This window comes from Streptomyces sp. NRRL S-920 (assembly GCF_000717945.1).
Classification (GTDB): Bacteria; Actinomycetota; Actinomycetes; order Streptomycetales; family Streptomycetaceae; genus Streptomyces; species Streptomyces alboniger.
Genome location: NZ_JODF01000047.1, coordinates 29,079 through 52,257 on the forward strand (window position 1 = coordinate 29,079; position 23,179 = coordinate 52,257).

The following is a 23,179-nucleotide window of genomic DNA, read 5'->3' on the forward strand; positions in this document are numbered from 1 at the left end:
GGGTCGAACTAAGGCAAGCCTAACCTAACCTCTTGCTTCGTTGAACCCCGGGGGTATCACAGAGTGACAAAAATGGAGCCGCCCCCTCCGTAAGCGGAAGGGGCGGCCGTCGAACTAGGAGGTCAGGCGGCCTTCTTGAGCTTCTTCGCCTTCTCGATCGCGTCCGCCAGGTCCTCCAGGATCGGCGCGCACTTGGCGTACGAGTAGATGGGCTCGGTGACGCGCGGGATGACCTGTCCGGCCTTGACCGCGGGCAGCTTCTTCCAGGTGGGCTTGGACTTGTCGAGGTCGGCCGGCTGGATGGCGGAGGTGCGGTTGTCCATCATGATGACGTCCGCGTGGTACTGGTCCACGTTCTCCCAGCTGAGGTTCTCGAACCAGCCGCCGGACTCCTTCTTGGCCTTCTCCGGCGGCTCGACGAAGTTCACGCCGAGCGCCTTGAAGTACTCCAGGTCGGCCGAGAGGTTCGTGCCGGAGACGTAGAGCAGCTCCTGGCTCGCGGAGCCGACGAGGACCTTGATGTCCTTGTTCGCCTTGGCGACCTTGCGCAGCCGCTCGGAGGCCGCCTCGAAGCGCTTCTTCGCCTTGACGACCTTGTCCGCCTTCACGTCCGCGCCGAGCGACTCGGCGAGGGCGAGGATGCGCTGGAGCGGCTGGTTCATCTGGCGGTCGTAGACGCTGATGCCGACGCTCGGGGCCCCGAGCTTGAGGACCTTCTTCTTGCTCTCCTCCGGCACGTACCAGAGGGTGCCCTGGTCGTCGAACATCGTGGAGATCAGGAGGTCGGGCGCGAGGCTCGCGTACTTCTCGATCTTGAACTGACCCCATTCGTTGCCGATGATGGTCAGCTTGCTGATGTCCATGTCGCCGGCCTGGACGTCGGCCTTGCCGTCCTTGGTCTTCGTCGGGCCGAAAACACCCTTGCATTCGATGCCGTAGTCGAACAGGGCGGCGGCGACGCCGGTGAACGCGACGATGTTCTTCGGCGTCGTGTCACGCTTGGCGGTCTCGCCGCGGTCGTCCTTGAAGCTCCAGGGGCCGGACTTGGCCGCGCCGCCCTCGCCCTTGCTGTCCCCGTCCTTTTTGTCGTTGCCGCAGGCTGCCAGGGCGGCGGTGAGACCGAGGGCGCCACCGGCGGCGAGTATGCCGCGGCGGGAGGGCTGGGAAAGGCGGGCGTGGGACATGGGGGTCTCTGCTTTCGTGACGGTGCGGTGGCGGGGCCACTGGCCGGAAGTAGAGCTTAGGCTAGCCTAAGCTCACCTGAAGTCCAGGGCCCCCCGCCCTCAGCCCGCGAAACCCAGCTCCCTCGCGATGAGCATCCGCTGCACCTCGCTGGTGCCCTCGCCGATCTCCAGGATCTTGGAGTCCCGCCACATCCGGGCCACGGGGTACTCGTTCATGAAGCCGTAGCCGCCGTGGATCTGCGTGGCCTCACGGGCGTTGTCCACGGCCACCGTCGAGGAGTAGAGCTTGGCGATCGCCGCCTCCTTCTTGAACGGCTCCCCGGCGACCAGCCGCGACGCCGCGTCCCGCCAGCCGATGCGCGCCATGTGCGCCCGCGTCTCCATGTCGGCCAGTTTGAACTGGATGGCCTGGTTCGCCCCGATCGGCTTGCCGAAGGCGTGCCGCTCCTTGGCGTACTTCACCGACTCGTCCACACAGCCCTGCGCGAGGCCGGTGGCGAGCGCGGAGATGGCGACCCGGCCCTCGTCCAGGATCCGCAGGAACTGGGCGTACCCGCGGCCCTCCTCGCCCAGCAGGTTCGCCGCGGGGACGCGGACGTCGGAGAACGACAACTCGCGGGTGTCCGAGGCGTTCCAGCCCACCTTCGAGTACGGCGCCGCGACCGTGAAGCCCGGTGTACCCGACGGCACGATGATCGAGGAGATCAGCGGGCGGCCGTCCGGCTTCCGGCCGGTGACGGCGGTGACCGTGACCAGTCCGGTGATGTCCGTACCGGAGTTGGTGATGAAGCACTTGGAGCCGTTGATGACCCATTGGTCGCCGTCCCGCACCGCCGTGGTGCGGGTGCCGCCCGCGTCGGAGCCGCCGTCCGGCTCGGTCAGGCCGAAGGCGCCGAGTACCTCACCGGAGCACAGCTTCGGCAGCCACTCGCGCTTCTGCTCCTCGGTGCCGAACAGGTGCAGCGGCATCGCGCCGAGCGAGACGCCCGCCTCCAGGGTGATCGCCACGGACGAGTCGACCCGGGCCAGCTCTTCCAGGGCGATGCCGAGCGCGAAGTAGTCGCCGCCCATCCCGCCGTACTCCTCGGGGAAGGGCAGGCCGAACAGGCCCATGCGGCCCATCTCGCGGACGATCTCGTAGGGGAACTCGTGGCGCTCGTAGAAGTCGCCGATCTTCGGGGCGACGACGTCGTGCGCGAACGCCTCCACCGTGCGGCGGAGTTCCTCGTGCTCGGGGCTCAGGCGGTGGTCCATCTTCTCTTCACTGCTCCTGGTGGGTCAGGGCGCGGACGGTGCGGGACGGGCTGGGTCGGCCCAGGTGGCCGGCCATCCAGGCGCTGGTGGCGCTGAGGCGGCCGAGATCGACCCCGGTGTCGATGCCGAGGCCGTGCAGCATCCACAGGAGGTCTTCGGTGGCGAGGTTCCCGGTGGCGCTCTTGGCGTAGGGGCAGCCGCCGAGGCCGCCCGCGGAGGCGTCGACCGTGGTCACGCCGTGCCGGAGGGCGGCCAGGGTGTTGGCGAGCGCCTGGCCGTACGTGTCGTGGAAGTGGACGCCGACGCGGTCGATGGGGACCCGCGCCTCGCCCAACGCGGTGAGCAGGGCGCCGACATGGCCCGGGGTGGCCACGCCGATGGTGTCGCCGAGGCTCAGCTCGTCGCACCCCATGTCGAGCAGGGCGCGGCAGACGCGGACGACCTGGCCGAGGGGGACCGGGCCCTCCCAGGGGTCGCCGAAGCACATCGAGAGATAGCCGCGGACGTGCATGTCCTGCTCCCGCGCGCGGGAGACCACCGGCTCGAACATGGCGAGGGCCTCGTCGACCGTGCGGTTGAGGTTGGCCTTGGCGAAGGACTCGGTGGCGCTGGCGAAGACGGCCACGCGGTGGGCGCCGAGCGCCAGCGCCCGCTCCAGGCCGCGTTCGTTCGGTACGAGGACCGGCAGGCGCACGCCCTGGAGGTCGCCGAGGAGCGGGAAGAGCCGCTCGGCGTCGGCCAGTTGGGGCACCCACTTGGGGTGCACGAAACTGGTCGCCTCCACGGTGGTCAGGCCCGCGTCGGCGAGGCGGTGGATGAACTCCGCCTTGATCTCCGTGGGGACGACCGACTGCTCGTTCTGCAAGCCGTCGCGCGCGCCGACCTCGTGGACGCGGACGCGGGCCGGCAGCTGCGGATCCGGGACGGTCATGGGGAGTCCGGTGGGGGTCATCGCCCTGCCTCCTCGTGGGCCGCGGCGCCCGCCTCGCCGCCCGCCTTGTCGTCCGTCTTGCCGCCCGCCTCGCCGTCCGGGAGGACCACCGCGAGGACCTGGTCCATGGCGACCGTCGACCCCGCGGTGACGTCCAGCTCGGTGACGGTGCCGGCGTGCGGGGCGGAGATGACGTGCTCCATCTTCATCGCCTCGACCACCAGCAGGCTCTGACCTGCGCTCACCCGGTCGCCCGGGGAGACCTTCACGACCGTGACGGTGCCCGGCATGGGGGCGGTGAGCGCGTCGGCCCCGGCGTGCGCGGCGCCCGTGAGGCTCGCCTCGACGGGGTCGTGGTCCCGCACCTGCCAGGCGTCGCCGTCGCGGCCCAGCCAGTCGCCCGCACGGTGGAAGTTGTGCCGGGTGCCGTCGACGGTGACCGAGACGCGGTCGGGGGTGACGGCGGGGGCGGTGTCGCGCAGGCGGTGGGCGACCGGTTCGTGCCCCGGCACGCGCAGCCAGTGCGTCAGGGGCGCCGGGGTCCCGCCGAGCCGCCAGCCGCTCGGCACCGAGAAGGGGTCCGTCCAGCCGCCCGCCGCGGGCGCGAGCGCGGCCTCGCGCACCGCTGCCGCCGCCTCGTACACCTCGTCCGGCACGGTGTCGGCGACCAGGCCGTCCGCCTCGCGCTCCACCAGGCCGGTGTCCAACTCGCCCGCCACCACGGCCGGGTGGGCGAGCAGCTCGCGCAGGAAGCCGGCGTTCGTCGGCACGCCGAGCGTGACCGTGCCGGCGAGGGCCGCGCGCAGCTTGCGCAGGGCCGTGGCGCGGTCGGGGCCGTACGCGATGACCTTGGAGAGCATCGGGTCGTAGAGGCTGCCGACCTCCGTGCCCTCGCTCAGGCCGGAGTCGGTGCGCACGCCGTCGCCCTGCGGCTCGCGCAGGGAGAGGACCGTGCCGCCTGAGGGCAGGAACCCGCGCGAGGGGTCTTCGGCGCAGATCCGCGCCTCCACCGCGTGCCCGGTGAGGGTGATGTCCTCCTGCGTGAACGGCAGGCGCTCCCCGGCGGCCACCCGCAGCTGCCACTCCACCAGGTCGAGCCCCGTGATCAGCTCGGTGACCGGATGCTCCACCTGGAGGCGGGTGTTCATCTCCATGAAGTAGTACGAGGAGGGGTCCTTGCCGGGGACGATGAACTCCACCGTGCCCGCGCCCGTGTACCCGCAGGAGCGGGCCGCCTGGACCGCCGCCTCGCCCATCGACGCGCGCGTGGCCTCGTCCAGGAGGACGCTGGGCGCCTCCTCGATGATCTTCTGGTGACGGCGCTGGAGGGAGCACTCGCGCTCGCCGAGGTGGATCACCTGGCCGTGGCCGTCCGCGAGGACCTGGATCTCGATGTGCCGGGGGCGGTCGATCCACCGCTCCACGAGCAGGGTGTCGTCACCGAAGGAGGCGCGGGCCTCGCGCCGGGCCGCCGCGATCTCCTCGGCGAGCACGGCCTCGTCCCGCACCAGGCGCATGCCCTTGCCGCCGCCGCCCGCGCTCGGCTTGAGCAGCACCGGAGTGCCGATCTCCCGGGCCGCGGCGGCCAGTTCGGCATCGGTCAGACCGCTGCCCGAGGAGCCGGGGACGACCGGGACGCCGGCCGCCCGCACCGTCTCCTTGGCGCGGATCTTGTCGCCCATGAGGGAGATGGCCCCGGCGGGCGGGCCGATGAAGGTGAGGCCGGCGTCGGCGCAGGCCTGCGCGAAGCCGGCGTTCTCCGCGAGGAAGCCGTAGCCCGGGTGGACCGCCTGGGCGCCGGACTTCGCGGCCGCCTCCAGGATGCGGTCCACGCGCAGATAGCTTTCGGTGGCGGGCGCGGGACCGATCCGAACCGCCGTGTCCGCCTCGCGCACGTGGCGGGCGTCCGCGTCCGCGTCGCTGAACACGGCCACCGAGCGGATGCCGAGCGCCCGCAGGGTGCGGATGACGCGGACCGCGATCTCGCCGCGGTTGGCGACCAGAACAGTGCTGAACATCAGTGGGTTCCTCACGTCACATCCGGAAGACGCCGAAGCCGGGCGCTGCGGGGTCCCGCTGGGGGAGGGGAGCGCCCGCGCAGGCGGTCAGGGCCAGACCCAGCACCTGCCGGGTCTCCAGGGGGTCGATCACACCGTCGTCCCAGAGGCGGGCCGTGGCGTAGTAGGCGTTGCCCTGCTCCTCGTACTGTGCGCGGATCGGGGCCTTGAAGGCCTCCTCGTCCTCGGCGGCCCACTGCTCGCCGCGCGCCTCCAACTGGTCGCGCTTGACCGTGGCGAGGACGGAGGCGGCCTGCTCGCCGCCCATCACGGAGATCTTGGCGTTCGGCCACATCCACAGGAAGCGGGGGCTGTAGGCCCGGCCGCACATCGAGTAGTTGCCCGCGCCGTACGAACCGCCGACGACGACCGTCAGCTTCGGCACGCGGGTGCAGGCGACGGCCGTGACCATCTTCGCGCCGTGCTTGGCGATGCCGCCCGCCTCATAGTCCCGCCCGACCATGAAGCCCGAGATGTTCTGGAGGAAGACCAGGGGGATGCCGCGCTGGTCGCACAGCTCGATGAAGTGGGCGCCCTTCTGGGCGGACTCGGAGAACAGGATGCCGTTGTTCGCGACGATCCCGACCGGGTGGCCGTGGATATGGGCGAAGCCGGTCACCAGCGTCGTGCCGTACTCCGCCTTGAACTCGGCGAAGCGGGAGGCGTCGACCACGCGCGCGATGACTTCGCGTACGTCATAGGGGGTGCGGGAGTCCGTCGGCACCGCGCCGTACAACCCCAGGGGGTCGACCTTCGGCTCCTCCACGGGCTGGACGGGCCAGGGCAGCTCGCCGCGCGCGGGGAGCGTGGAGACGATGGTCCGCACGATCCGCAGGGCGTGCGCGTCGTCCTGCGCCAAGTGGTCGGTGACCCCGGACGTACGCGAGTGCACCGCGCCGCCGCCCAGTTCCTCGGCCGTCACGACCTCGCCGGTCGCCGCCTTCACCAGGGGCGGGCCACCGAGGAAGATCGTGCCCTGCTCGCGCACGATCACCGCCTCGTCGCTCATCGCGGGGACGTACGCCCCGCCCGCCGTGCAGGAGCCGAGGACCGCCGCGATCTGCGGGATGCCGGCGCCCGACATCCGCGCCTGGTTGTAGAAGATCCGCCCGAAGTGCTCGCGGTCGGGGAAGACGTCGTCCTGCATCGGCAGGAAGGCGCCGCCCGAGTCGACGAGGTAGAGGCACGGGAGGTGGTTCTCCAGGGCCACCTCCTGGGCGCGCAGGTGCTTCTTCACCGTCATGGGGTAGTACGTGCCGCCCTTGACGGTGGCGTCGTTGGCCACGATCACGCACTCGCGGCCCGAGACCCGGCCGATCCCGGCGATGACACCCGCCGCGGGGGCGTCCCCGCCGTACAGCCCGTCGGCCGCGAGGGGGGCCAGCTCCAGGAAGGGCGAGCCGGGGTCGAGGAGCGTGTCCACGCGGTCCCGGGGCAGCAGCTTGCCGCGCGCCACATGGCGGGCCCGCGCCCGCTCCCCGCCGCCGAGCGCGGCCGCCGCGAGCTTGGCCCGCAGCTCTTCGACGAGGGCGGTGTGGCCCGCCTCGTTCGCCCGCCATGCCTCGGACGCGGGATCAGCCGCGCTCGTCAGCACTGGTGCCTGCCGCATCAGTCGAGCCCCCTTGCCCAGTTAGTGAGCGTTAACGCGTTTCCATCAGGTTAACGAGCGCTAACCGACCTGTCTAGAATTAATTCCATGGCCACCAGAACCGACGCCCCCACCCGCCGCGAGCAGATCCTCAGGGAGGCTGCCCGGCTCTTCGCCGAGCGCGGCTTCCACGGGGTCGGTGTGGACGAGATAGGCGCCGCCGTCGGCATCAGCGGACCCGGCCTCTACCGGCACTTCGCGGGCAAGGACGCGATGCTCGCCGAGCTGCTCGTCGGCATCAGCGGCCAGCTCCTGACGGGCGGCAAGCGCTGTGTGGCCGACGCGGACGGGTCGCCGTCGCGGGTCCTCGACGCGCTCATCGAGGGGCACATCGACTTCGCCCTCGACGACCGCTCCCTGATCACCCTGCACGACCGCGAGCTGGACCGCCTGCGGGACAGCGACCGCAAGCTCGTCCGCCAGCTCCAGCGGCAGTACGTGGAGATCTGGGTCGAGGTGGTGCGCGAGGTCTATCCGGACCTCGCCGAGAACGCCGCCCGGGTGTCCGTGCACGCGGTCTTCGGGCTGCTGAACTCCACGCCGCACCTGAGCCGCCGCGACGCGCTGCCCAGCCGCGCGGCCATGGCGGAGCTGCTGCACCGCCTCGCGCGCGGGGCGTTCGCGGCGGCCGCCGCCGAGTGACGCGCATCTCTGGACGCCTTTGGTGACTCCCGGGTAACCTAAGCCTGAGCAAGCGCTTAGTCGTGTCGGCAGATGCAGGCAGAGGGAGTTCTCCGTGCGCCGTACCGTTTTCAACGAGGACCACGAGGCGTTCCGGGAGACCCTGCGCGCCTTCATCGAGGCCGAGGTCGTCCCCGTCCACGACGAGTGGTTCGCCGCCGGTCAGGTGCCGCGCGAGTTCTACTACAAGCTCGCCGAGCTGGGCCTCTTCGGGATCAACGTCCCCGAGGAGTTCGGCGGCGCCGGTCTGGACACGCACAAGTTCGAGGCCGTCCAGTACGAGGAGACGGCCCGCGCGGGCGTCACCTTCGGCGGCTCCGGTGTGCACGTCCTGCTCGCCCTGCCCTACATCAAGATGCTCGCCAACGACGAGCAGAAGAAGCGCTACCTGGAGAAGTTCGTCTCCGCCGAGGAGATGTGGGCCCTCGCCATGACCGAGCCGGGCACCGGCTCCGACGTCGCGGGCATGAAGACCACCGCCAAGCTCTCCGAGGACGGCACCCACTACGTCCTCAACGGCTCCAAGACCTTCATCACCGGCGGCGTGCACGCCGACCGCGTGATCGTCTGCGCCCGCACCGCCGCGCCCACCACCGAGGACCGCCGCTTCGGCATCTCCCTGTTCGCCGTGGACACCAAGTCCGAGGGCTACTCCATCGGCCGCAAGCTCGACAAGCTCGGCCTGAAGACCTCCGACACCGCCGAGCTGGCGTTCGTCGACGTCAAGGTGCCCGTCGAGGACCTGCTCGGCGAGGAGAACAAGGGCTTCTCCTACCTCGGCAGCAACCTCCCCTCCGAGCGCTGGGGCATCGCCTTCGGCGCGTACGCGCAGGCCAAGGCCGCCGTCCGGTTCGCCAAGGAGTACGTCCAGGACCGCACGGTCTTCGGGAAGCCCGTCGCCTCCTTCCAGAACACCAAGTTCGAACTGGCCGCCTGCCAGGCCGAGGTGGACGCCGCCCAGGCCGTCGCCGACCGCGCCCTGGAGGCCCTGGACGCGGGCGAGCTGACGGCGGCGGAGGCCGCCTCCACGAAGCTGTTCTGCACCGAGGTCGCGCACCGCGTCATCGACAAGTGCCTCCAGCTGCACGGCGGCTACGGCTTCATGAACGAGTACCCCATCGCCCGCCTGTACGCGGACAACCGCGTCAACCGCATCTACGGCGGCACCAGCGAGGTCATGAAGATGATCATCGCGAAGGACATGGGCCTGTAGTCCGGCGCGCAAAGACAGCTCCGCGGAACCACCTCCATGAACCAGGCACTTGAATCCCTCCTCGATCTGCTCGACCTGGAGCAGATCGAGGAGGACATCTTCCGGGGCGTGAGCCGCTCGGTCCTGGTGCCCCGCGTCTTCGGAGGCCAGGTCGCCGCGCAGGCCCTGGTCGCCGCGGGCCGCACCGTCCCGTCCGACAGGCCGGCCCACTCCCTGCACGCGTACTTCCTGCGCGCCGGTGACCCGGGCGCGCCGATCGTGTACACCGTCGACCGGATCCGCGACGGGCGCTCCTTCACCACGCGCCGCGTCGTCGCCGTCCAGCACGGGCACCCGATCTTCCACCTCTCCGCGTCGTTCCAGACGTACGAGGAGGGCCTGGAGCACCAGGCCGCGGTGCCGGACGCGCCCGACCCCGAGACGCTGCCCACCGCCGCCGAGATGCTGCCCCGCCATCTGCCGGGGCCGGTCGCCGAGCGGCTGATCGAGGCGCGGGCCGCCGTCGACCTGCGCTACGCCGACGTACCGCCCTGGGGCACGGTCGGGCAGCCGCGCGAGCCGCGCTCCCAGGTGTGGTTCCGCACCCACGGCAAGCTCGCGGACGACCCGCTGCTGCACGTCTGCCTCGCCACGTACGTCTCGGACATGACGCTCCTCGACTCGGTGCTGCTCGCGCACGGGCGGGGCGGCTGGGCGGTCGGGGACGTCGTCGGCGCCTCGCTCGACCACGCCATGTGGTTCCACCGGCCCTTCCGCGCGGACGAATGGCTGCTCTACGACCAGGAGTCGCCGACGGCCTCCGGAGGGCGCGGCCTCGGCCAGGCGCGGATCTGGACGCAGGACGGGCGGCTGGCGGTGACGGTCATCCAGGAGGGCGTGGTTCGCGTACCGCGTTGATCGGACATACCGTCCGATACATGTCGGAGCAAGCGGAGCAAGCAGGGCAAGCGGAACGGCAGGAGCGCGGCGGCGAGAGCACCTTCACGGTGATCGTCGCCGCCGTCGCCAACCTGGGGATCGCCGTGGCCAAGGCCGTCGCCGGTGTCATCAGCGGATCCAGCGCGATGCTCTCCGAAGCGGCGCACTCCGTGGCGGACACCGTCACGGAGCTGATGCTGCTCGTCTCCCTCAAGGCGGGCGAGCGGCCCGCCGACGAGGAACACCCGCTCGGCTACGGAGGGGCCCGCTACATCTGGGCGCTGCTCGCCTCCGTCGCCACCTTCGTCGGCGGTGGCGTCTTCGCCGTCTACGACGGCATCCACACCCTCACGCACGGCCAGGAGCCGGGGGACCCGCTCATCTCGTACCTCGTCCTCGGCGTCGCCTTCCTCCTGGAGGGCTACTCGCTGCGGACCGGCCTCAAGCAGGCGCGCGGCGAGGCCGACCGCTTCGGAGTGCGCCTCAAGCGCTATCTGCGCCACACCCCCGACACGGCGGTCAAGGCCGTCGTGATGGAGGACTCGGCGGCGCTCGCGGGCCTGGTGCTCGCCGCGGCGGGGCTGCTCGGCGGGCAGCTCGCCGGCTCCGGGGTGTGGGACGGCGTCGCCTCACTCTGCATCGGCGTGCTGCTCGTGTACGTCGCGTGGGTCCTCGGGCACGCCAACTCCGAGCTGCTGATCGGCCGCCCGCTGCCCGCGCGGATGCGGGCCGCGGTGCGGGCCGAACTGCTCGCCGACCCGCACGTCGTGGACGTCCTGGAGCTGACCACGCTGCTCCAGGGCCCCGAGGAGGCCCTGGTCGCCGCGAAGGTCGACTTCCGGGACGTGTCGAGCGCGGCGGACATCGAGCGGGCCTGCGACCGCATGGCGCGGCGCCTCCAGGAGCGCTTCCCCGCGATCAGGCGGGTGTACCTGGACCCGACACCCGGGCCGGGGCAGGACCCGATGCCGGGCCCCGGCCAGGATCCTCAGGACAGTCCCGCCGCGCCCAGCAGGTAGGCCGTCAGCGGGTCGTAGTGGCGCGGGCTCGTGACGTGGTCGTCCAGGGGGACCGTCACCTGCACCGTGCCCTCGGCCTCGCCGATGAACAGCGCGGGGTCGTTGCAGTCCGCGTACCCGATCGAGTCCAGGCCGCGCTGGCCCGCGCGGCCCGCCCAGCCGTGGTCGGCGACCACCAGGTCGGGCTGCGGGCGGCCCTCGCGCTCCAGGCCGTCCAGGATCGCGTTCATCGGCTCGGGGGAGTGCGTGTGCCACAGCGTCGCGCCGCGCTCCAGGACCGCCACGTCGGCGAACTGGAAGACCATGCCCTCGTCGGCCATCAGACCCTCGGGGATCACCACGATCTCGCAGCCCGCCGCACGCAGGGCGGCGGCCGTCGCGCGGTGCACGTCGAGCAGCCCCCCGGGGTGGCCGGTGGCGAAAAGGACGCTCTCCTTGCCGGCGGCCGCCTTGCGCAGACGGGCCGCCATGCGCTCCAGGGCGTCGACCGTCAGCTCCGGGTCGATGGTGTCCTGGCCCTGCCGGTGCCCGGGGTCGTCGATGACGCCGCAGCGCTCGGCCATCACCGCGAGGACGTCCTGCTCATCGGTCCACCGGTCGCCCAGCTCCAGGCCGAGCCAGTAGTGACGGTCGCCGTTCGCGAGCTTCCTGTAGTGGCTGAGGTTGTTCTCGCGGGGAGTGGCGACATCGCCCGCGATGCGGGTGCGGACGAGGTGGTCGACTAGCGCGGGACGGCTGGGTATCGGCATGGCTCCCATTCTGCGGGACGAATGCTCCGCGCAGGGCGGAGTAAGCCTTTCGCACCCCCTGACATGGCCTGCTCAGCCCGTACTTGACCTGCTCAGTCCTGACATGACCTGCTCGGCCTCTCAGGACCTGCTCAGCGCGAACCACAGCTCCATGCGTACGTCCGGATCGTCGAGGTCCGCCCCGAGCAGTGCCGCGCACCGCGTGATCCGCTGGCGGACCGTGTTGCGGTGGACGGAGAGCGCGACCGCCGTGCGGTCCCAGCTGCCGTGCAGGGAGAGCCAGGTCCGCAAGGTCTCCAGGAGCGCCTCGTTCCCGGCGAGCGGGGCGAGCAGCACGCGCGCGTGGGCGTCGGCCTCCCCGGGCACGACCAGCGCGGCGATGCCGTTGGCGTGATGGCGTACGAGGGGCCGTCGGGTGGCCTCCGCGCGGCGCAGGGCGCGGGCCGCCTGGGCGTCGGCCGCCGCGAGGCCGTCCGGCGCGGCCGGGGCGGAGACTCCCAGGGTCCAGCCGTCCGCCGGGGCGACCTCGCGGCCCCCGGGGACGAGCAGGCGTACGACGTCCTCGCCCGGGTCGACGAGACCGCTGCCGAGGGCCGCGGCGAGGGCGGACGCGGCCAGCGGGGCCCGCTCCCCGCGCGCGTGCACCACGGTCCACGGGCCGCTCCCCAGGAGAGGCCCGACGTCCTCAGGGGTGGCCCCGAGGAGCAGCCGTACGAGGGCCGCCGAGCGGGCCGCCTCGGAGTCGCCCTGGTGTTCCCCGGTGAGCAGGGAGAGCAGCACGACCGCGGCCCCGGCGATGGTGTGGTCGCCCGGCTCGCGGTGCTCCGTGGCGGTCCCGAGCGCGAAGCCGCGCCCACCGCCGAGCGCGTAGGCGGCGAGGTGGGTGGTCCCGGCCCTGTCGGCGGCGGACGCGGGGGCGGTGGGCGCGGCGCGGCGCACGACACCGGTGAGGTCCCGCAGCGCCTCCCGCACGGCGTCCGGCGCCTGCCCGGCCGCCTGCAACGGGGTCCCGTCGGGCCCGTACAGCACCGCGAGCCCGCCGAGCCGCGCCGCCAGCCGGCGCAGGACCGCCGGGACGGGGTCGGGCCGTGCCGCGGCCGTCGCGAGGCTCTGCTGCGCCTGCGCCACCCGCCGCAGCTCGGCGTGCCTGGCCTCGGCCATCAGCCGCCACACCGCGCGGGCGACCCCGCTGAACGTGGTGCGCGGCGGGACCTCCAGGAGCGGCAGGCCGTGCCGGTCGCAGGCCTCCACCAGGGCGCGCGGCACCGTGTCGTGCACGGGGGCGACGCCGAAGCCGAGGGCGGCGCCGCCGGCGGCGACGATGCGGGTCACGTAGGCGTCGAGGCCGCCGTCCGTGTCCGCCGGGTCGGTGATGTGCACGCCCGCCGTGAGGAGCAGCTCGCCCCCGAGGAGGTACGGATAGGGGTCCCGCATCTCGGAGGTGTGCACCCACTGCACGGCGGTGTGCGCCGCGTCCGGGCCCGCGATCTGCCGCAGGCCGAGGTCCTCGCGGTCCAGCAGCGCGGCGAGCGGGACCGGCGGGGTGGGGGGCGCCGTGGGGCCCAGGGGGCCGGTGGGGTCGGCCATGGTGGATGTTCCATCCGTATCGGTCGTGCGGAGTAGAAGAAACGTACACTTCAGCGCTGCTTTCCGGCCACCTAAGGTCGTGCCGACCGCAGGTCGCGGGTACGGGCGGATGTCCCCGCGGCCGGTCCTCACTCCCATCTGCACGACACGCCACCGAGGTGCGCGAAGGAGGCCCCCCTATGGCCGTCGACTACACAGTGATCGTCGTCTACCTCGCCGGGATGCTGGCCATGGGCTGGTGGGGCATGCGCCGCGCCAGGTCCAAGGCCGAGTTCCTGGTCGCGGGCCGCCGCCTCGGACCGTGGATGTACTCCGGCACCATGGCCGCGATCGTCCTCGGCGGCGCCTCCACCATCGGCGGCGTGGGCCTCGGCTACCAGTACGGCCTCTCCGGCGCCTGGATGGTCCTCACCATCGGCCTCGGGCTGCTCGCCCTGAGCGTGTTCTTCTCGGCCCGCATCGCCCGCCTGAAGGTCTACACCGTCTCCGAGATGCTCGACCTGCGCTACGGAGGGCGCGCGGGCGTCATCTCCGGAGTGGTCATGTGGGCGTACACGCTGATGCTCGCGGTCACCTCGACCATCGCGTACGCCACCATCTTCGACGTCCTGTTCGACATGAACCGCACGCTCGCGATCGTCCTGGGCGGCTCGATCGTCGTCGCCTACTCCACGCTCGGCGGCATGTGGTCCATCACCCTCACCGACATGGTGCAGTTCGTGGTGAAGACCGTCGGCGTACTCCTGCTGCTCCTGCCCATCGCCGTCGTCAAGGCCGGCGGGTTCGGCGAGATGAGGGCGAAGCTGCCGACCGAGTACTTCGACCCGCTGGGCATCGGCGGCGAGACGATCTTCACGTACGTGCTGATCTACACGTTCGGCATGCTCATCGGGCAGGACATCTGGCAGCGCGTCTTCACCGCGCGCAGCGACAAGGTCGCCCGCTACGGCGGAACCGTCGCCGGTACCTACTGCCTCGTCTACGCGATCGCGGGCGCCGTGATCGGCACCGCCGCCAAGGTGATGTACCCGAAGCTGCCGAGCGCCGACGCGGCCTTCGCGACCATCGTCAAGGACGAACTGCCCATGGGCGTACGAGGCCTCGTCCTCGCCGCCGCCCTCGCCGCCGTCATGTCGACGTCCTCCGGAGCGCTCATCGCCTGCGCGACCGTCGCCAACAACGACATCTGGTCGCGCCTGCGCGGCGCCGTGCGCAGCGACGGCGGCGACGAGCCGCACGACGAGGTCAAGGGCAACCGCGCCTTCATCCTCATCATGGGCGTCGGCGTGATCCTCATCGCCATCGCGCTCAACGACGTCGTCGAGGCGCTGACCGTCGCCTACAACCTGCTCGTCGGCGGCCTGCTCGTGCCGATCCTCGGCGGCCTGCTGTGGCGCCGCGGCACCGCGCCCGGCGCGCTCGCCGCCGTCGCGGCCGGCGGCCTGTCCGTCATCGGGCTCATGTGGGGGTACGGCATCCTCGCCAACCAGCCCGTCTACTACGGCCTGCTGATTTCGCTGGCCGTGTACGTCACCGTCTCCCTCGCCACGAGGCCCACCGACCCGGCCGTGCTCGCCGCCTGGCGCGAGCGCCTGGCCGGGCGGGGCGCCGAGGAGTCCCCGGCCCCGGCGACCGGCTAGATCTCCGCGCGGCCCCTGCCGGTGGTCCGCGCGACACTTGAAACGCAGTCCCCGCACCAACAGAAGGAAACAGACCATGAGCAGCGCCGAGACCCCGACGACCCCCCGCGGCCCCGTCGACTCCTCCCGCATCCCCCGGTACGCGGGTCCGGCGACGTACGCGCGACTGCCCCGCCTCGACGAGGTCGGCGGCAAGACCGACGTCGCGGTGGTCGGCGTGCCCTTCGACAGCGGTGTCTCCTACCGCCCGGGCGCCCGCTTCGGCGGCAACGCGATCCGTGAGGCCTCCCGCCTCCTGCGCCCCTACAACCCGGCGCAGGACGCCTCGCCCTTCGCGCTCGCGCAGGTCGCCGACGCCGGTGACATCTCCGCGAACCCGTTCAACATCAACGAGGCGGTGGAGACCATCGAGGCCGCCGCCGACGACCTCCTCGGCTCGGGCGCCCGCATGATGACCCTCGGCGGCGACCACACCATCGCGCTGCCGCTGCTCCGCTCGGTCGCCAAGAAGCACGGCCCGGTCGCGCTGCTGCACTTCGACGCCCACCTGGACACCTGGGACACGTACTTCGGCGCCGAGTACACCCACGGCACGCCGTTCCGCCGGGCCGTCGAGGAGGGCATCCTCGACACCGAGGCGCTCTCCCACGTCGGCACGCGCGGCCCGCTGTACGGCAAGAAGGACCTCACCGACGACGAGAAGATGGGCTTCGGCATCGTCACCTCGGCGGACATCTACCGCCGCGGCGCCGACGAGGTCGCCGACCAGCTGCGCCAGCGCATCGGCGACCGCCCGCTGTACATCTCCATCGACATCGACTGCCTCGACCCGGCCCACGCGCCCGGCACCGGCACCCCCGAGGCGGGCGGCATGACCTCCCGCGAACTCCTTGAGATCCTGCGCGGCCTGTCCTCCTGCAACCTCGTCTCGGCCGACGTCGTCGAGGTCGCCCCGGCCTACGACCACGCGGAGATCACCGCGGTCGCCGCTTCCCACACGGCGTACGAACTGACGACGATCATGAGCAGGCAGATCGCCGCCGGCCGCGCCGCCGGTGCGGAGCAGAACGCGAAGTGACCGCGCCGTAAGGCTGTCGGGCACCACAGCACGCCGGGCCGTACGCGGCCCGGCGGCCGGAGCGCACGCCGGGCCGGATCCCGGGCGAGAAGGAGAAGACGCCGCATGACCCACGACCACGACCTGGTGCTGCGCCCCACGCCGCGCCAGACCGAGGCCGCCCTGAACCCGCCCGCCGGGCGCAACGGCGGCGACCTCGTCGTCGAGACCCTCGCCGGCCTCGGCGCGACCACCGTCTTCGGCCTGCCGGGCCAGCACGCGCTCGGCATGTTCGACGCGCTGCGCCGCTCCTCCCTGTCGTACGTGGGTCTGCGCGTCGAGAACAACACCGGGTTCGCGGCGGACGCGTACGGCCGGATCACCGGCGAGGTGGCCCCGCTGCTGCTCTCCACCGGGCCGGGCGCGCTGACCTCGCTCGCCGCCCTCCAGGAGGCGGCCGCGGGTTCCTCGCCGGTCCTCGCGATCGCCAGCCAGGTGCCGGTGGCCGGACTCGGCGGCGGACGCCACGGCTATCTGCACGAGCTGCGCGACCAGCAGGCGTCCTTCCGCGACATCGTGAAGTCCGTCCACACGGTCCGCACGGCCTCCCAGATCCCCTCCGCGATCGCCGCGGCCTGGGAGTCCGCGCTGACCGCGCCGCACGGCCCGGTCTGGGTGGAGATCCCGCAGGACGTGCTCCTCGCCGAGACGACGCTGCCGGTCGTCACGGCGATGGACGCGACCCCGGACGAGGTCGTGCCGCGCCCCGAGCTGACCGCGGTCGCCGCCGACCTGCTCGTCCGCGCCGAGCGCCCGGCGATCATCGCGGGCGGCGGTGTGGTCCGCTCGGACGCCTCCGGGAAGCTCCTGGCCCTCGCCGAGCTGGTGAGCGCCCCGGTCGTCACGACCTTCGGCGGCAAGGGCGCCTTCCCCTGGGAGCACCCGCTCTCGCTCCAGTCGTGGCTGGAGGACCGGCACACCACCGACTTCCTGGAGGACGCCGACGTCCTGCTGGTGGTCGGCTCGGGGCTCGGCGAGCTGTCGTCGAACTACCACACGTTCAAGCCGCGCGGCCGGGTCATCCAGATCGAGGCGGACGCCGGGAAGCTGGAGTCCAACCACCCCGGGCTCGGCATCCACGCGGACGCGCGCCTCGCGCTCTCGGCGCTCCTGGAGACGATCGACGCGCCCCGCGAGGACCCGTCGGCGCCCGAGCGGGTGGCGGCGGTCCTGGAGAAGGTCCGCGAGCGGATCGCGGCCCAGGACCTCACCCTGGAGCAGCAAATCCTCGCCGCCGTGCGCGAGGCGCTGCCGGACGCGTCCCCGTCCTTCTGGGACATGACGATCCTCGCCTACTGGGCGTGGTCGGCCTTCGACGCGCGGCGCCCCAACACCATGCACTCGGCGCAGGGCGCGGGCGGCCTCGGCTACGGCTTCCCGGCGGCACTGGGCGCGGCGACCGCCGACCCCACCCAGCCGGTCCTCGCCGTCTCCGGTGACGGCGGCGCGATGTACTCGATCGCCGAGCTGGCGACGGCCAAGCAGTACGACCTGCCGGTGACCTGGCTCATCGTCGACGACGGGGGCTACGGCATCCTGCGCGAGTACATGTCCGACGCCTTCGGCGAGGCGACCGGCACGGAGCTGACGCGGCCCGACTTCGTCAAGCTCGCGGAGTCCTTCGGGGTGCCGGGCGTGCGGACGAGCCCGCGGACGCTCCGGGACGACCTCGCGAAGGCGCTGGCGGAGCCGGGACCGTCCGTGGTGGTGCTTCCGGCCCTGCTGCGGATGTTCGCTCCGACACATCTCGGCTGATCAGCGGATTTTCGTACAACCCCCACCGGTACCGGTGAGTCATACGGGTCAAGCGCGCAGGGGGCGCGCTGGTACGGGCCTCGAGGGTCTTGTACTGCCCAAGGGGATGGGAAGAATCCATGACTCACCCGGTATCCGGGATATCCAGGCGTGCCCGCGTGCTCTCGGCGGGACTCGCCGCGGGGGTGCTCGTGCCGCTCGGCACCGCCGCCACCGCGACGCCCGCCGTCGCCGCGCCGGCACCCACGGTCACCTGCACCTCCGCGCAGGCCGGCCTGGCCGCGAAGCTCACCAAGGACATCACCGCGGCGCTGAAGAACCGCAAGGGCACCATCGCGGTCGGTCTGCACGACCGCACCACGAAGACCACCTGCACCCTGCGCTCCGGGACCGCGTTCGACTCGGCCAGCGTCGTCAAGGCGACCGTCCTCGCGGCGCTGCTGTGGGACGCGAAGAAGACCGAGCGCAAGCTGACCGAGCGTGAGTCGGACCTCGCGTACGCCATGATCACCACGTCGGACAACGCGGCGACCAGCACGCTCTGGCGCCAGCTCGGCCCGACCAAGATCAAGGCGTTCCTCAAGGCCGCCGACATGACGAAGACCGTGCCGGGATCGGGCGGCTACTGGGGCCTGACCCGGATCAACACCGCCGACGAGCAGAAGCTCCTCGCGCTGATCACCGCCAAGAACGCCGTCCTGAGCGACAACGCGCGCGCCTACATGCTCAAGCTCATGGGCAAGGTCGTCTCCTCGCAGCGCTGGGGCACCCCGGCGGGCGCTCCGTCCGGCGTCGCCATCCACGTCAAGAACGGCTGGCTCCAGCGGTCGACCCACGGCTGGCGGGTGCACAGCATCGGCGCCTTCAAGGGCGGCGGCCACGACTACACGATCTCCGTGCTCACCCACGGCAACAGCACCATGAACTACGGCGTCGCCACGATCCAGGGCGTCGCCAAGGCCATCCACAAGGACCTGACGCCCCAGGCCCCCGCCGCCGGGCGCTACGCCCCCACGCAGACGCCGCGCGAGGCGTTCGTGGCGGTGCCCGGCGCCTGAGCCCTCACGGGCCGTTTGTTGCGGCGGGATGAAATACGCACGTCACGGTGTTGGTGCCTTCCGGCAGAGCAGATGACCGGGAGGCACCCAGTGGCAGAGCGACGGGGATGGGCGAAGCGGCTCACCGGGTATGCGTGGCGGTATCCGAAGGACGTCGTGCTCGCGCTCGGATCCTCGCTCGCCGGTATGGCCGTCATGGCCCTCGTACCCCTGATCACCAAGGTGATCATCGACGACGTCATCGGCGAGGACGGCCAGGGCGGTGGACGCTCCATGGGCCCCTGGGCGGGCGCGCTGATCGGCGCCGCCGTCCTCGTCTACGTCTTCACCTACATCCGCCGCTACTACGGCGGCCGTCTCGCCCTCGACGTCCAGCACGACCTGCGCACCGAGATGTACGGCACGATCACCCGGCTCGACGGGCGGCGCCAGGACGAGCTGTCCACCGGGCAGGTCGTCGGCCGCGCGACGAGCGACCTCCAGCTCATCCAGGGCCTGCTCTTCATGCTGCCGATGACCATCGGCAACATCCTGCTCTTCGTGATCTCCCTCGTGATCATGGCCTGGCTCTCGCTGCCGCTCACCCTCGTCGCCCTCGCCGTCGCCCCCGCCCTGTGGTTCATCGCCCGCCGCTCCCGCACCCGCCTGCACCCCGCCACCTGGTACGCGCAGGCCCAGGCCGCCGCCGTCGCGGGAGTGGTCGACGGCGCCGTCAGCGGCGTACGCGTGGTGAAGGGGTTCGGGCAGGAGGACCAGGAGACCGGGAAGCTCCGCGAGGTCGGGCGCAAGCTCTTCGCGGGGCGGCTGCGGACCATCAGGCTCAACTCCCGCTACACGCCCGCCCTCCAGGCCGTCCCCATGCTCGGCCAGGTCGCCATGCTGGCCCTCGGCGGCTGGCTCGCCGTGCGCGGTGAGATCACCCTCGGTACGTTCGTCGCCTTCTCCACCTATCTCGCACAGCTCGTCGGACCCGTGCGGATGCTCGCGATGGTCCTCACCGTCGGCCAGCAGGCCCGCGCGGGCGTGGAGCGCGTGCTCGAACTCATCGACACCGAGCCGAGCATGAGCGACGGCACCAAGGAGCTGCCCGCGGACGCCCCCGCGACCGTCGAGTTCGACGAGGTGGGGTTCGCGTACGAGGACGACCGGCCGGTGCTCGACGGGCTCTCCTTCCAGATAGCTCCCGGCGAGACCCTCGCCGTCGTGGGCTCGTCCGGCAGCGGCAAGTCGACCGTCTCGCTGCTGCTGCCCCGCTTCTACGACGTGACGCACGGCGCCGTCCTCATCGGCGGACACGACGTGCGCGAGCTGACCCTCGACTCGCTGCGGTCCGCCATCGGGCTCGTCCCCGAGGACTCCTTCCTCTTCTCCGACAGCGTGGGCGCCAACATCGCGTACGGGCATCCCGACGCCACCAGGGAGCAGATCGAGGCCGCCGCGCGCGCCGCCCAGGCCGACCGGTTCATCGCCGAACTGCCCGACGGATACGACACCAAGGTCGGCGAGCACGGCCTCACCCTCTCCGGCGGCCAGCGCCAGCGCATCGCGCTGGCCCGCGCCATCCTCACCGACCCCCGCCTGCTCGTCCTGGACGACGCGACATCGGCGGTGGACGCGCGCGTGGAGCACGAGATCCACGAGGCGCTGCGGGACGTCATGGCGGGGCGCACGACGCTGCTCATCGCCCACCGCCGCTCCACCCTCGGCCTCGCCGACCGCATCGCCGTCCTCGACGACGGGCGCCTCGCCGACCTCGGCACCCACGAGGAGCTACAGGAGCGCTCCGCCCTCTACCGGCGCCTGCTCACCGACCCCGACGAGCTGGGCGGCGTCTCGCCCGGCCACGCGCTCCCCGCCGACCTGCCCGAGGACACCTCGATCCGCGCCGAGCTGGACGCGGAGTTCGACGCCGAGCGCGGCATCACGCCCGCCCTGTGGACCGGGGACCGGGAGCCGCAGGACACCGCGTTGTCCGGGATGCCGTCCACACCGGAACTGCTCGCCCAGGTCGAGGCGCTGCCCCCGGCCGACGACAAGCCCGGCATCGACGAGGCGCGGGCCGTGCGCCCCGAGGCCTCGTACAACCTGCGCAGGCTGCTCGGCGGGTTCGGGCTTCCGCTGCTGCTCAGCCTGCTGCTCGTCGCCGTCGACGCGGGCATGGGGCTGCTGCTGCCCGTCCTGATCCGGCACGGCATCGACGAGGGCGTCAACCAGCTCGCGCTGGGCGCCGTCTGGGCCGCCTCCGGGCTCGCGCTCGCCGCCGTCGCCGTGCAGTGGGCGGCGCAGACCGGCGAGCTGCGGATGACGGGACGCACCGGCGAGCGGGTCCTGTACTCGCTGCGGCTGAAGATCTTCGCGCAGTTGCAGCGGCTCGGGCTCGACTACTACGAGCGGGAGCTGACCGGGCGCATCATGACCCGGATGACCACGGACGTCGACGCGCTGTCCACGTTCCTCCAGACGGGCCTGGTCACCGCCTTCGTCTCCGTCGTCACCTTCTTCGGCATCATGGCCGCCCTGCTCGTCATCGACGTGGAGCTGGCCCTGGTCGTCTTCGCCACCCTGCCGCTGCTGGTCGTCGGCACGTACTTCTTCCGCAAGGCGAGCGTGCAGGCGTACGAACTGGCGCGCGAGCGGGTGTCCGCCGTCAACGCCGACCTCCAGGAGTCCGTCGCGGGCCTGCGCATCGTGCAGGCCTTCCGGCGCGAGCGCTCGGGCGCCGAGCGGTTCGCCCGCAACAGTGCGAGCTACCGCGAGGCCCGCGTGCGCGGCCAGTGGCTGATCTCCGTGTACTTCCCGTTCGTGCAGTTCCTGTCGTCCGTCGCCGTCGTCGCCGTCCTGATCGTGGGCGCGGGCCGGGTCCAGGCGGGCACGCTGACCACCGGTGCGCTCGTCGCCTATCTGCTCTACATCGACCTGTTCTTCGCGCCCGTGCAGCAGCTCTCCCAGGTCTTCGACGGCTACCAGCAGGCCACCGTCTCGCTCGGCCGCATCCAGGAGCTGCTCCAGGAGCCGACGTCGACCGCGACCGCGGACGCCCCCCTCGACGTCCCCTCGCTGCGCGGCGAGATCGCCTTCGAGGACGTGCGGTTCGCCTACACCGGCGAGGAGGCGGCCCTCACCGACGTCAGCCTGCGGATCCCCGCCGGGCAGACCGTCGCCTTCGTCGGCGAGACCGGCGCGGGCAAGTCGACGCTCGTGAAGCTCGTCGCCCGTTTCTACGACCCCATGAGCGGGCGCGTGACCGTCGACGGCACCGATCTGCGCGCCCTGGACATCACCGCGTACCGCCACCGCCTCGGTGTCGTGCCGCAGGAGGCCTACCTCTTCGCGGGCACGGTCAGGGACGCCATCGCCTACGGGCGGCCCGACGCCACCGACGCCCAGGTCGAGGCGGCCGCCCGCGCGGTCGGCGCGCACGACATGATCGCCACCCTCGACGGCGGCTACCTCCACGAGGTCACCGAGCGCGGCCGCAACCTCTCGGCGGGCCAGCGCCAGCTGATCGCACTCGCCCGCGCCGAGCTGGTCGACCCCGACATCCTGCTCCTCGACGAGGCGACCGCCGCGCTCGACCTCGCCACCGAGGCGCAGGTCAACCACGCCACCGACCGCATCGCGGGCAAGCGCACCACGCTGGTCGTCGCCCACCGCCTCACCACGGCCGCCCGCGCGGACCGCGTCGTCGTGATGGACCACGGGCGCGTCGCCGAGGACGGCACGCACGAGGAGCTGCTCGCGCGGGAGGGGCGGTACGCGCGGCTGTGGCGGACCTTCGTGGGGGAGCCGGTGGAGACGGTCTGAACCTGCCGCGCCTTCTGCGCAGAAGGTTCTGACGCGGAAAAGCCGGGGCGTCGCGCAACCGTGCGGGCGGTGAGCTGCGTCCGTACACCAGTACGCTTATGCCGCAAGGGGCGGGAGGGGAAACCGTGAGCAGTGGTCGCGGCCGGGGCCGCATACGACGGCGGCTGATGTTCGGCACCGCCGGACTCGCCGCCGCCCTTCTGCTCGCCCTCGCGGGCCCCGGCACCGGCTCGGCACACGCCGCCGCCCTCGCCGGGCCGTGCACCGGTCACAAGGTGCGCACGCTGCCGTTCAGCACCGGCAGGATCGAGGTCTTCAAGACCCGCGGCTTCGTCTGCGCCGTCACCATCGCCAAGCGCCCCGGCGCCCGCAAGGCCATGTCCGTCAGCGTCCAGGCGCGCGGCAGCAGGCCCGCGCGTGACCAGGGGCGCTACACCCACCGGGCGGGCCCGGTCGTGGTCCACGCGGGCAACCGGTGCGTGCGGGTGACGGGGAAAGTCAGTGGGCGCGGGGCCAGTTCGGGCTGGATTCTCTGCTGACGTCCGCGGATCGCCGTCAACTTCC

Annotated in this window: 17 protein-coding genes; 10 read left to right on the forward strand and 7 right to left on the reverse strand. The window is 72.1% G+C overall.

Annotated elements, in window-relative coordinates:
• Positions 1–122: 122 nt before the first annotated feature.
• From IG54_RS0127490 to IG54_RS0127510, 5 genes are all read right to left on the reverse strand, one after another.
• Positions 123–1,184: an ABC transporter substrate-binding protein gene (locus IG54_RS0127490; RefSeq protein WP_030790096.1), complete on the reverse strand. Its 1,062-nt coding sequence runs from the start codon at positions 1,182–1,184 to the stop codon at positions 123–125.
• 99 nt (positions 1,185–1,283) lie between these two features.
• Positions 1,284–2,438 carry an acyl-CoA dehydrogenase family protein gene (locus tag IG54_RS0127495; RefSeq protein ID WP_030790100.1) on the reverse strand — a complete coding sequence of 385 codons (1,155 nt, stop codon included), beginning with the start codon at positions 2,436–2,438 and terminating at the stop codon, positions 1,284–1,286.
• A gap of 7 nt (positions 2,439–2,445) precedes the next feature.
• On the reverse strand, positions 2,446–3,390 hold the full coding sequence (locus IG54_RS0127500) for a hydroxymethylglutaryl-CoA lyase (RefSeq protein ID WP_030790103.1): 945 nt from the start codon (positions 3,388–3,390) through the stop codon (positions 2,446–2,448).
• Positions 3,387–5,387: an acetyl/propionyl/methylcrotonyl-CoA carboxylase subunit alpha gene (locus IG54_RS0127505; RefSeq protein ID WP_051820043.1), complete on the reverse strand. Its 2,001-nt coding sequence runs from the start codon at positions 5,385–5,387 to the stop codon at positions 3,387–3,389. Before IG54_RS0127505 ends, IG54_RS0127500 begins: the two co-directional genes overlap by 4 nt.
• A 16-nt stretch (positions 5,388–5,403) precedes the next feature.
• Positions 5,404–7,035, reverse strand: a complete 1,632-nt coding sequence (locus tag IG54_RS0127510) for a carboxyl transferase domain-containing protein (protein WP_030790109.1) — start codon at positions 7,033–7,035, stop codon at positions 5,404–5,406.
• A gap of 87 nt (positions 7,036–7,122) precedes the next feature.
• On the opposite strand from IG54_RS0127510, the gene IG54_RS0127515 reads away from it, so the two are divergent.
• The 4 genes from IG54_RS0127515 to IG54_RS0127530 all read left to right on the forward strand — a co-directional run bounded on the left by IG54_RS0127515 (position 7,123) and on the right by IG54_RS0127530 (position 10,905).
• Entirely contained in the window at positions 7,123–7,716 is a 594-nt protein-coding gene (locus tag IG54_RS0127515; RefSeq protein WP_030790112.1) for a TetR/AcrR family transcriptional regulator, read from the forward strand.
• A 94-nt stretch (positions 7,717–7,810) separates the two neighbouring features.
• Positions 7,811–8,968: an acyl-CoA dehydrogenase family protein gene (locus tag IG54_RS0127520; RefSeq protein WP_030790115.1), complete on the forward strand. Its 1,158-nt coding sequence runs from the start codon at positions 7,811–7,813 to the stop codon at positions 8,966–8,968.
• 36 nt (positions 8,969–9,004) lie between these two features.
• Complete coding sequence (locus tag IG54_RS0127525) at positions 9,005–9,865, forward strand: acyl-CoA thioesterase (RefSeq protein ID WP_030790118.1); 861 nt, start codon at positions 9,005–9,007, stop codon at positions 9,863–9,865.
• Between the two features lie 20 nt (positions 9,866–9,885).
• Complete coding sequence (locus tag IG54_RS0127530; RefSeq protein ID WP_051820054.1) at positions 9,886–10,905, forward strand: cation diffusion facilitator family transporter; 1,020 nt, start codon at positions 9,886–9,888, stop codon at positions 10,903–10,905.
• Here the strand turns inward: IG54_RS0127530 and IG54_RS0127535 are convergent.
• Together IG54_RS0127535 and IG54_RS0127540 are read right to left on the reverse strand one after the other, a co-directional pair.
• The gene (locus IG54_RS0127535) at positions 10,875–11,654 is read right to left on the reverse strand and encodes a phosphatase (RefSeq protein ID WP_030790124.1); all 780 of its coding nucleotides are present in this window, start codon (positions 11,652–11,654) and stop codon (positions 10,875–10,877) included. The two genes, IG54_RS0127530 and IG54_RS0127535, sit on opposite strands and share 31 nt — an antisense overlap.
• A gap of 120 nt (positions 11,655–11,774) precedes the next feature.
• Positions 11,775–13,241, reverse strand: coding sequence for a PucR family transcriptional regulator (locus IG54_RS0127540; protein WP_037897839.1), 1,467 nt, complete (start codon positions 13,239–13,241; stop codon positions 11,775–11,777).
• 179 nt (positions 13,242–13,420) lie between these two features.
• Between IG54_RS0127540 and IG54_RS0127545 the strand changes: the two genes are divergently transcribed.
• The 6 genes from IG54_RS0127545 (at position 13,421) to IG54_RS0127570 (ending at position 23,154) form a co-directional block, all read left to right on the forward strand.
• Positions 13,421–14,881: a sodium:solute symporter gene (locus IG54_RS0127545; protein WP_030790131.1), complete on the forward strand. Its 1,461-nt coding sequence runs from the start codon at positions 13,421–13,423 to the stop codon at positions 14,879–14,881.
• A 76-nt stretch (positions 14,882–14,957) separates the two neighbouring features.
• Positions 14,958–15,959 (forward strand): agmatinase, encoded by a 1,002-nt coding sequence (gene speB, locus IG54_RS0127550; RefSeq protein WP_030790134.1) that lies wholly within the window; start codon positions 14,958–14,960, stop codon positions 15,957–15,959.
• A 105-nt stretch (positions 15,960–16,064) separates the two neighbouring features.
• Positions 16,065–17,753, forward strand: coding sequence for a thiamine pyrophosphate-binding protein (locus tag IG54_RS0127555; RefSeq protein ID WP_030790137.1), 1,689 nt, complete (start codon positions 16,065–16,067; stop codon positions 17,751–17,753).
• Between the two features lie 119 nt (positions 17,754–17,872).
• Positions 17,873–18,811, forward strand: a complete 939-nt coding sequence (locus IG54_RS0127560; RefSeq protein WP_030790140.1) for a serine hydrolase — start codon at positions 17,873–17,875, stop codon at positions 18,809–18,811.
• Positions 18,812–18,901: 90 nt separating this feature from the next.
• Positions 18,902–22,615 carry an ABC transporter ATP-binding protein gene (locus IG54_RS0127565; protein ID WP_106977102.1) on the forward strand — a complete coding sequence of 1,238 codons (3,714 nt, stop codon included), beginning with the start codon at positions 18,902–18,904 and terminating at the stop codon, positions 22,613–22,615.
• Positions 22,616–22,782: 167 nt separating this feature from the next.
• Positions 22,783–23,154, forward strand: coding sequence for a hypothetical protein (locus IG54_RS0127570; protein ID WP_030790146.1), 372 nt, complete (start codon positions 22,783–22,785; stop codon positions 23,152–23,154).
• Positions 23,155–23,179 lie beyond the last annotated feature (25 nt).

What these genes read in the sequence shown, in the direction of transcription:
- IG54_RS0127490 (WP_030790096.1), bottom strand. Translation starts at nt 1,184, where the DNA reads ATGTCCCACGCCCGCCTTTCCCAGCCCTCCCGCCGCGGCATACTCGCC.
- IG54_RS0127495 (WP_030790100.1), bottom strand. Translation starts at nt 2,438, where the DNA reads ATGGACCACCGCCTGAGCCCCGAGCACGAGGAACTCCGCCGCACGGTG.
- IG54_RS0127500 (WP_030790103.1), bottom strand. Translation starts at nt 3,390, where the DNA reads ATGACCCCCACCGGACTCCCCATGACCGTCCCGGATCCGCAGCTGCCG.
- IG54_RS0127505 (WP_051820043.1), bottom strand. Translation starts at nt 5,387, where the DNA reads ATGTTCAGCACTGTTCTGGTCGCCAACCGCGGCGAGATCGCGGTCCGC.
- IG54_RS0127510 (WP_030790109.1), bottom strand. Translation starts at nt 7,035, where the DNA reads ATGCGGCAGGCACCAGTGCTGACGAGCGCGGCTGATCCCGCGTCCGAG.
- IG54_RS0127515 (WP_030790112.1), top strand. Translation starts at nt 7,123, where the DNA reads ATGGCCACCAGAACCGACGCCCCCACCCGCCGCGAGCAGATCCTCAGG.
- IG54_RS0127525 (WP_030790118.1), top strand. Translation starts at nt 9,005, where the DNA reads ATGAACCAGGCACTTGAATCCCTCCTCGATCTGCTCGACCTGGAGCAG.
- IG54_RS0127530 (WP_051820054.1), top strand. Translation starts at nt 9,886, where the DNA reads ATGTCGGAGCAAGCGGAGCAAGCAGGGCAAGCGGAACGGCAGGAGCGC.
- IG54_RS0127535 (WP_030790124.1), bottom strand. Translation starts at nt 11,654, where the DNA reads ATGCCGATACCCAGCCGTCCCGCGCTAGTCGACCACCTCGTCCGCACC.
- IG54_RS0127540 (WP_037897839.1), bottom strand. Translation starts at nt 13,241, where the DNA reads ATGGCCGACCCCACCGGCCCCCTGGGCCCCACGGCGCCCCCCACCCCG.
- IG54_RS0127545 (WP_030790131.1), top strand. Translation starts at nt 13,421, where the DNA reads ATGGCCGTCGACTACACAGTGATCGTCGTCTACCTCGCCGGGATGCTG.
- speB (WP_030790134.1), top strand. Translation starts at nt 14,958, where the DNA reads ATGAGCAGCGCCGAGACCCCGACGACCCCCCGCGGCCCCGTCGACTCC.
- IG54_RS0127555 (WP_030790137.1), top strand. Translation starts at nt 16,065, where the DNA reads ATGACCCACGACCACGACCTGGTGCTGCGCCCCACGCCGCGCCAGACC.
- IG54_RS0127560 (WP_030790140.1), top strand. Translation starts at nt 17,873, where the DNA reads ATGACTCACCCGGTATCCGGGATATCCAGGCGTGCCCGCGTGCTCTCG.
- IG54_RS0127570 (WP_030790146.1), top strand. Translation starts at nt 22,783, where the DNA reads ATGTTCGGCACCGCCGGACTCGCCGCCGCCCTTCTGCTCGCCCTCGCG.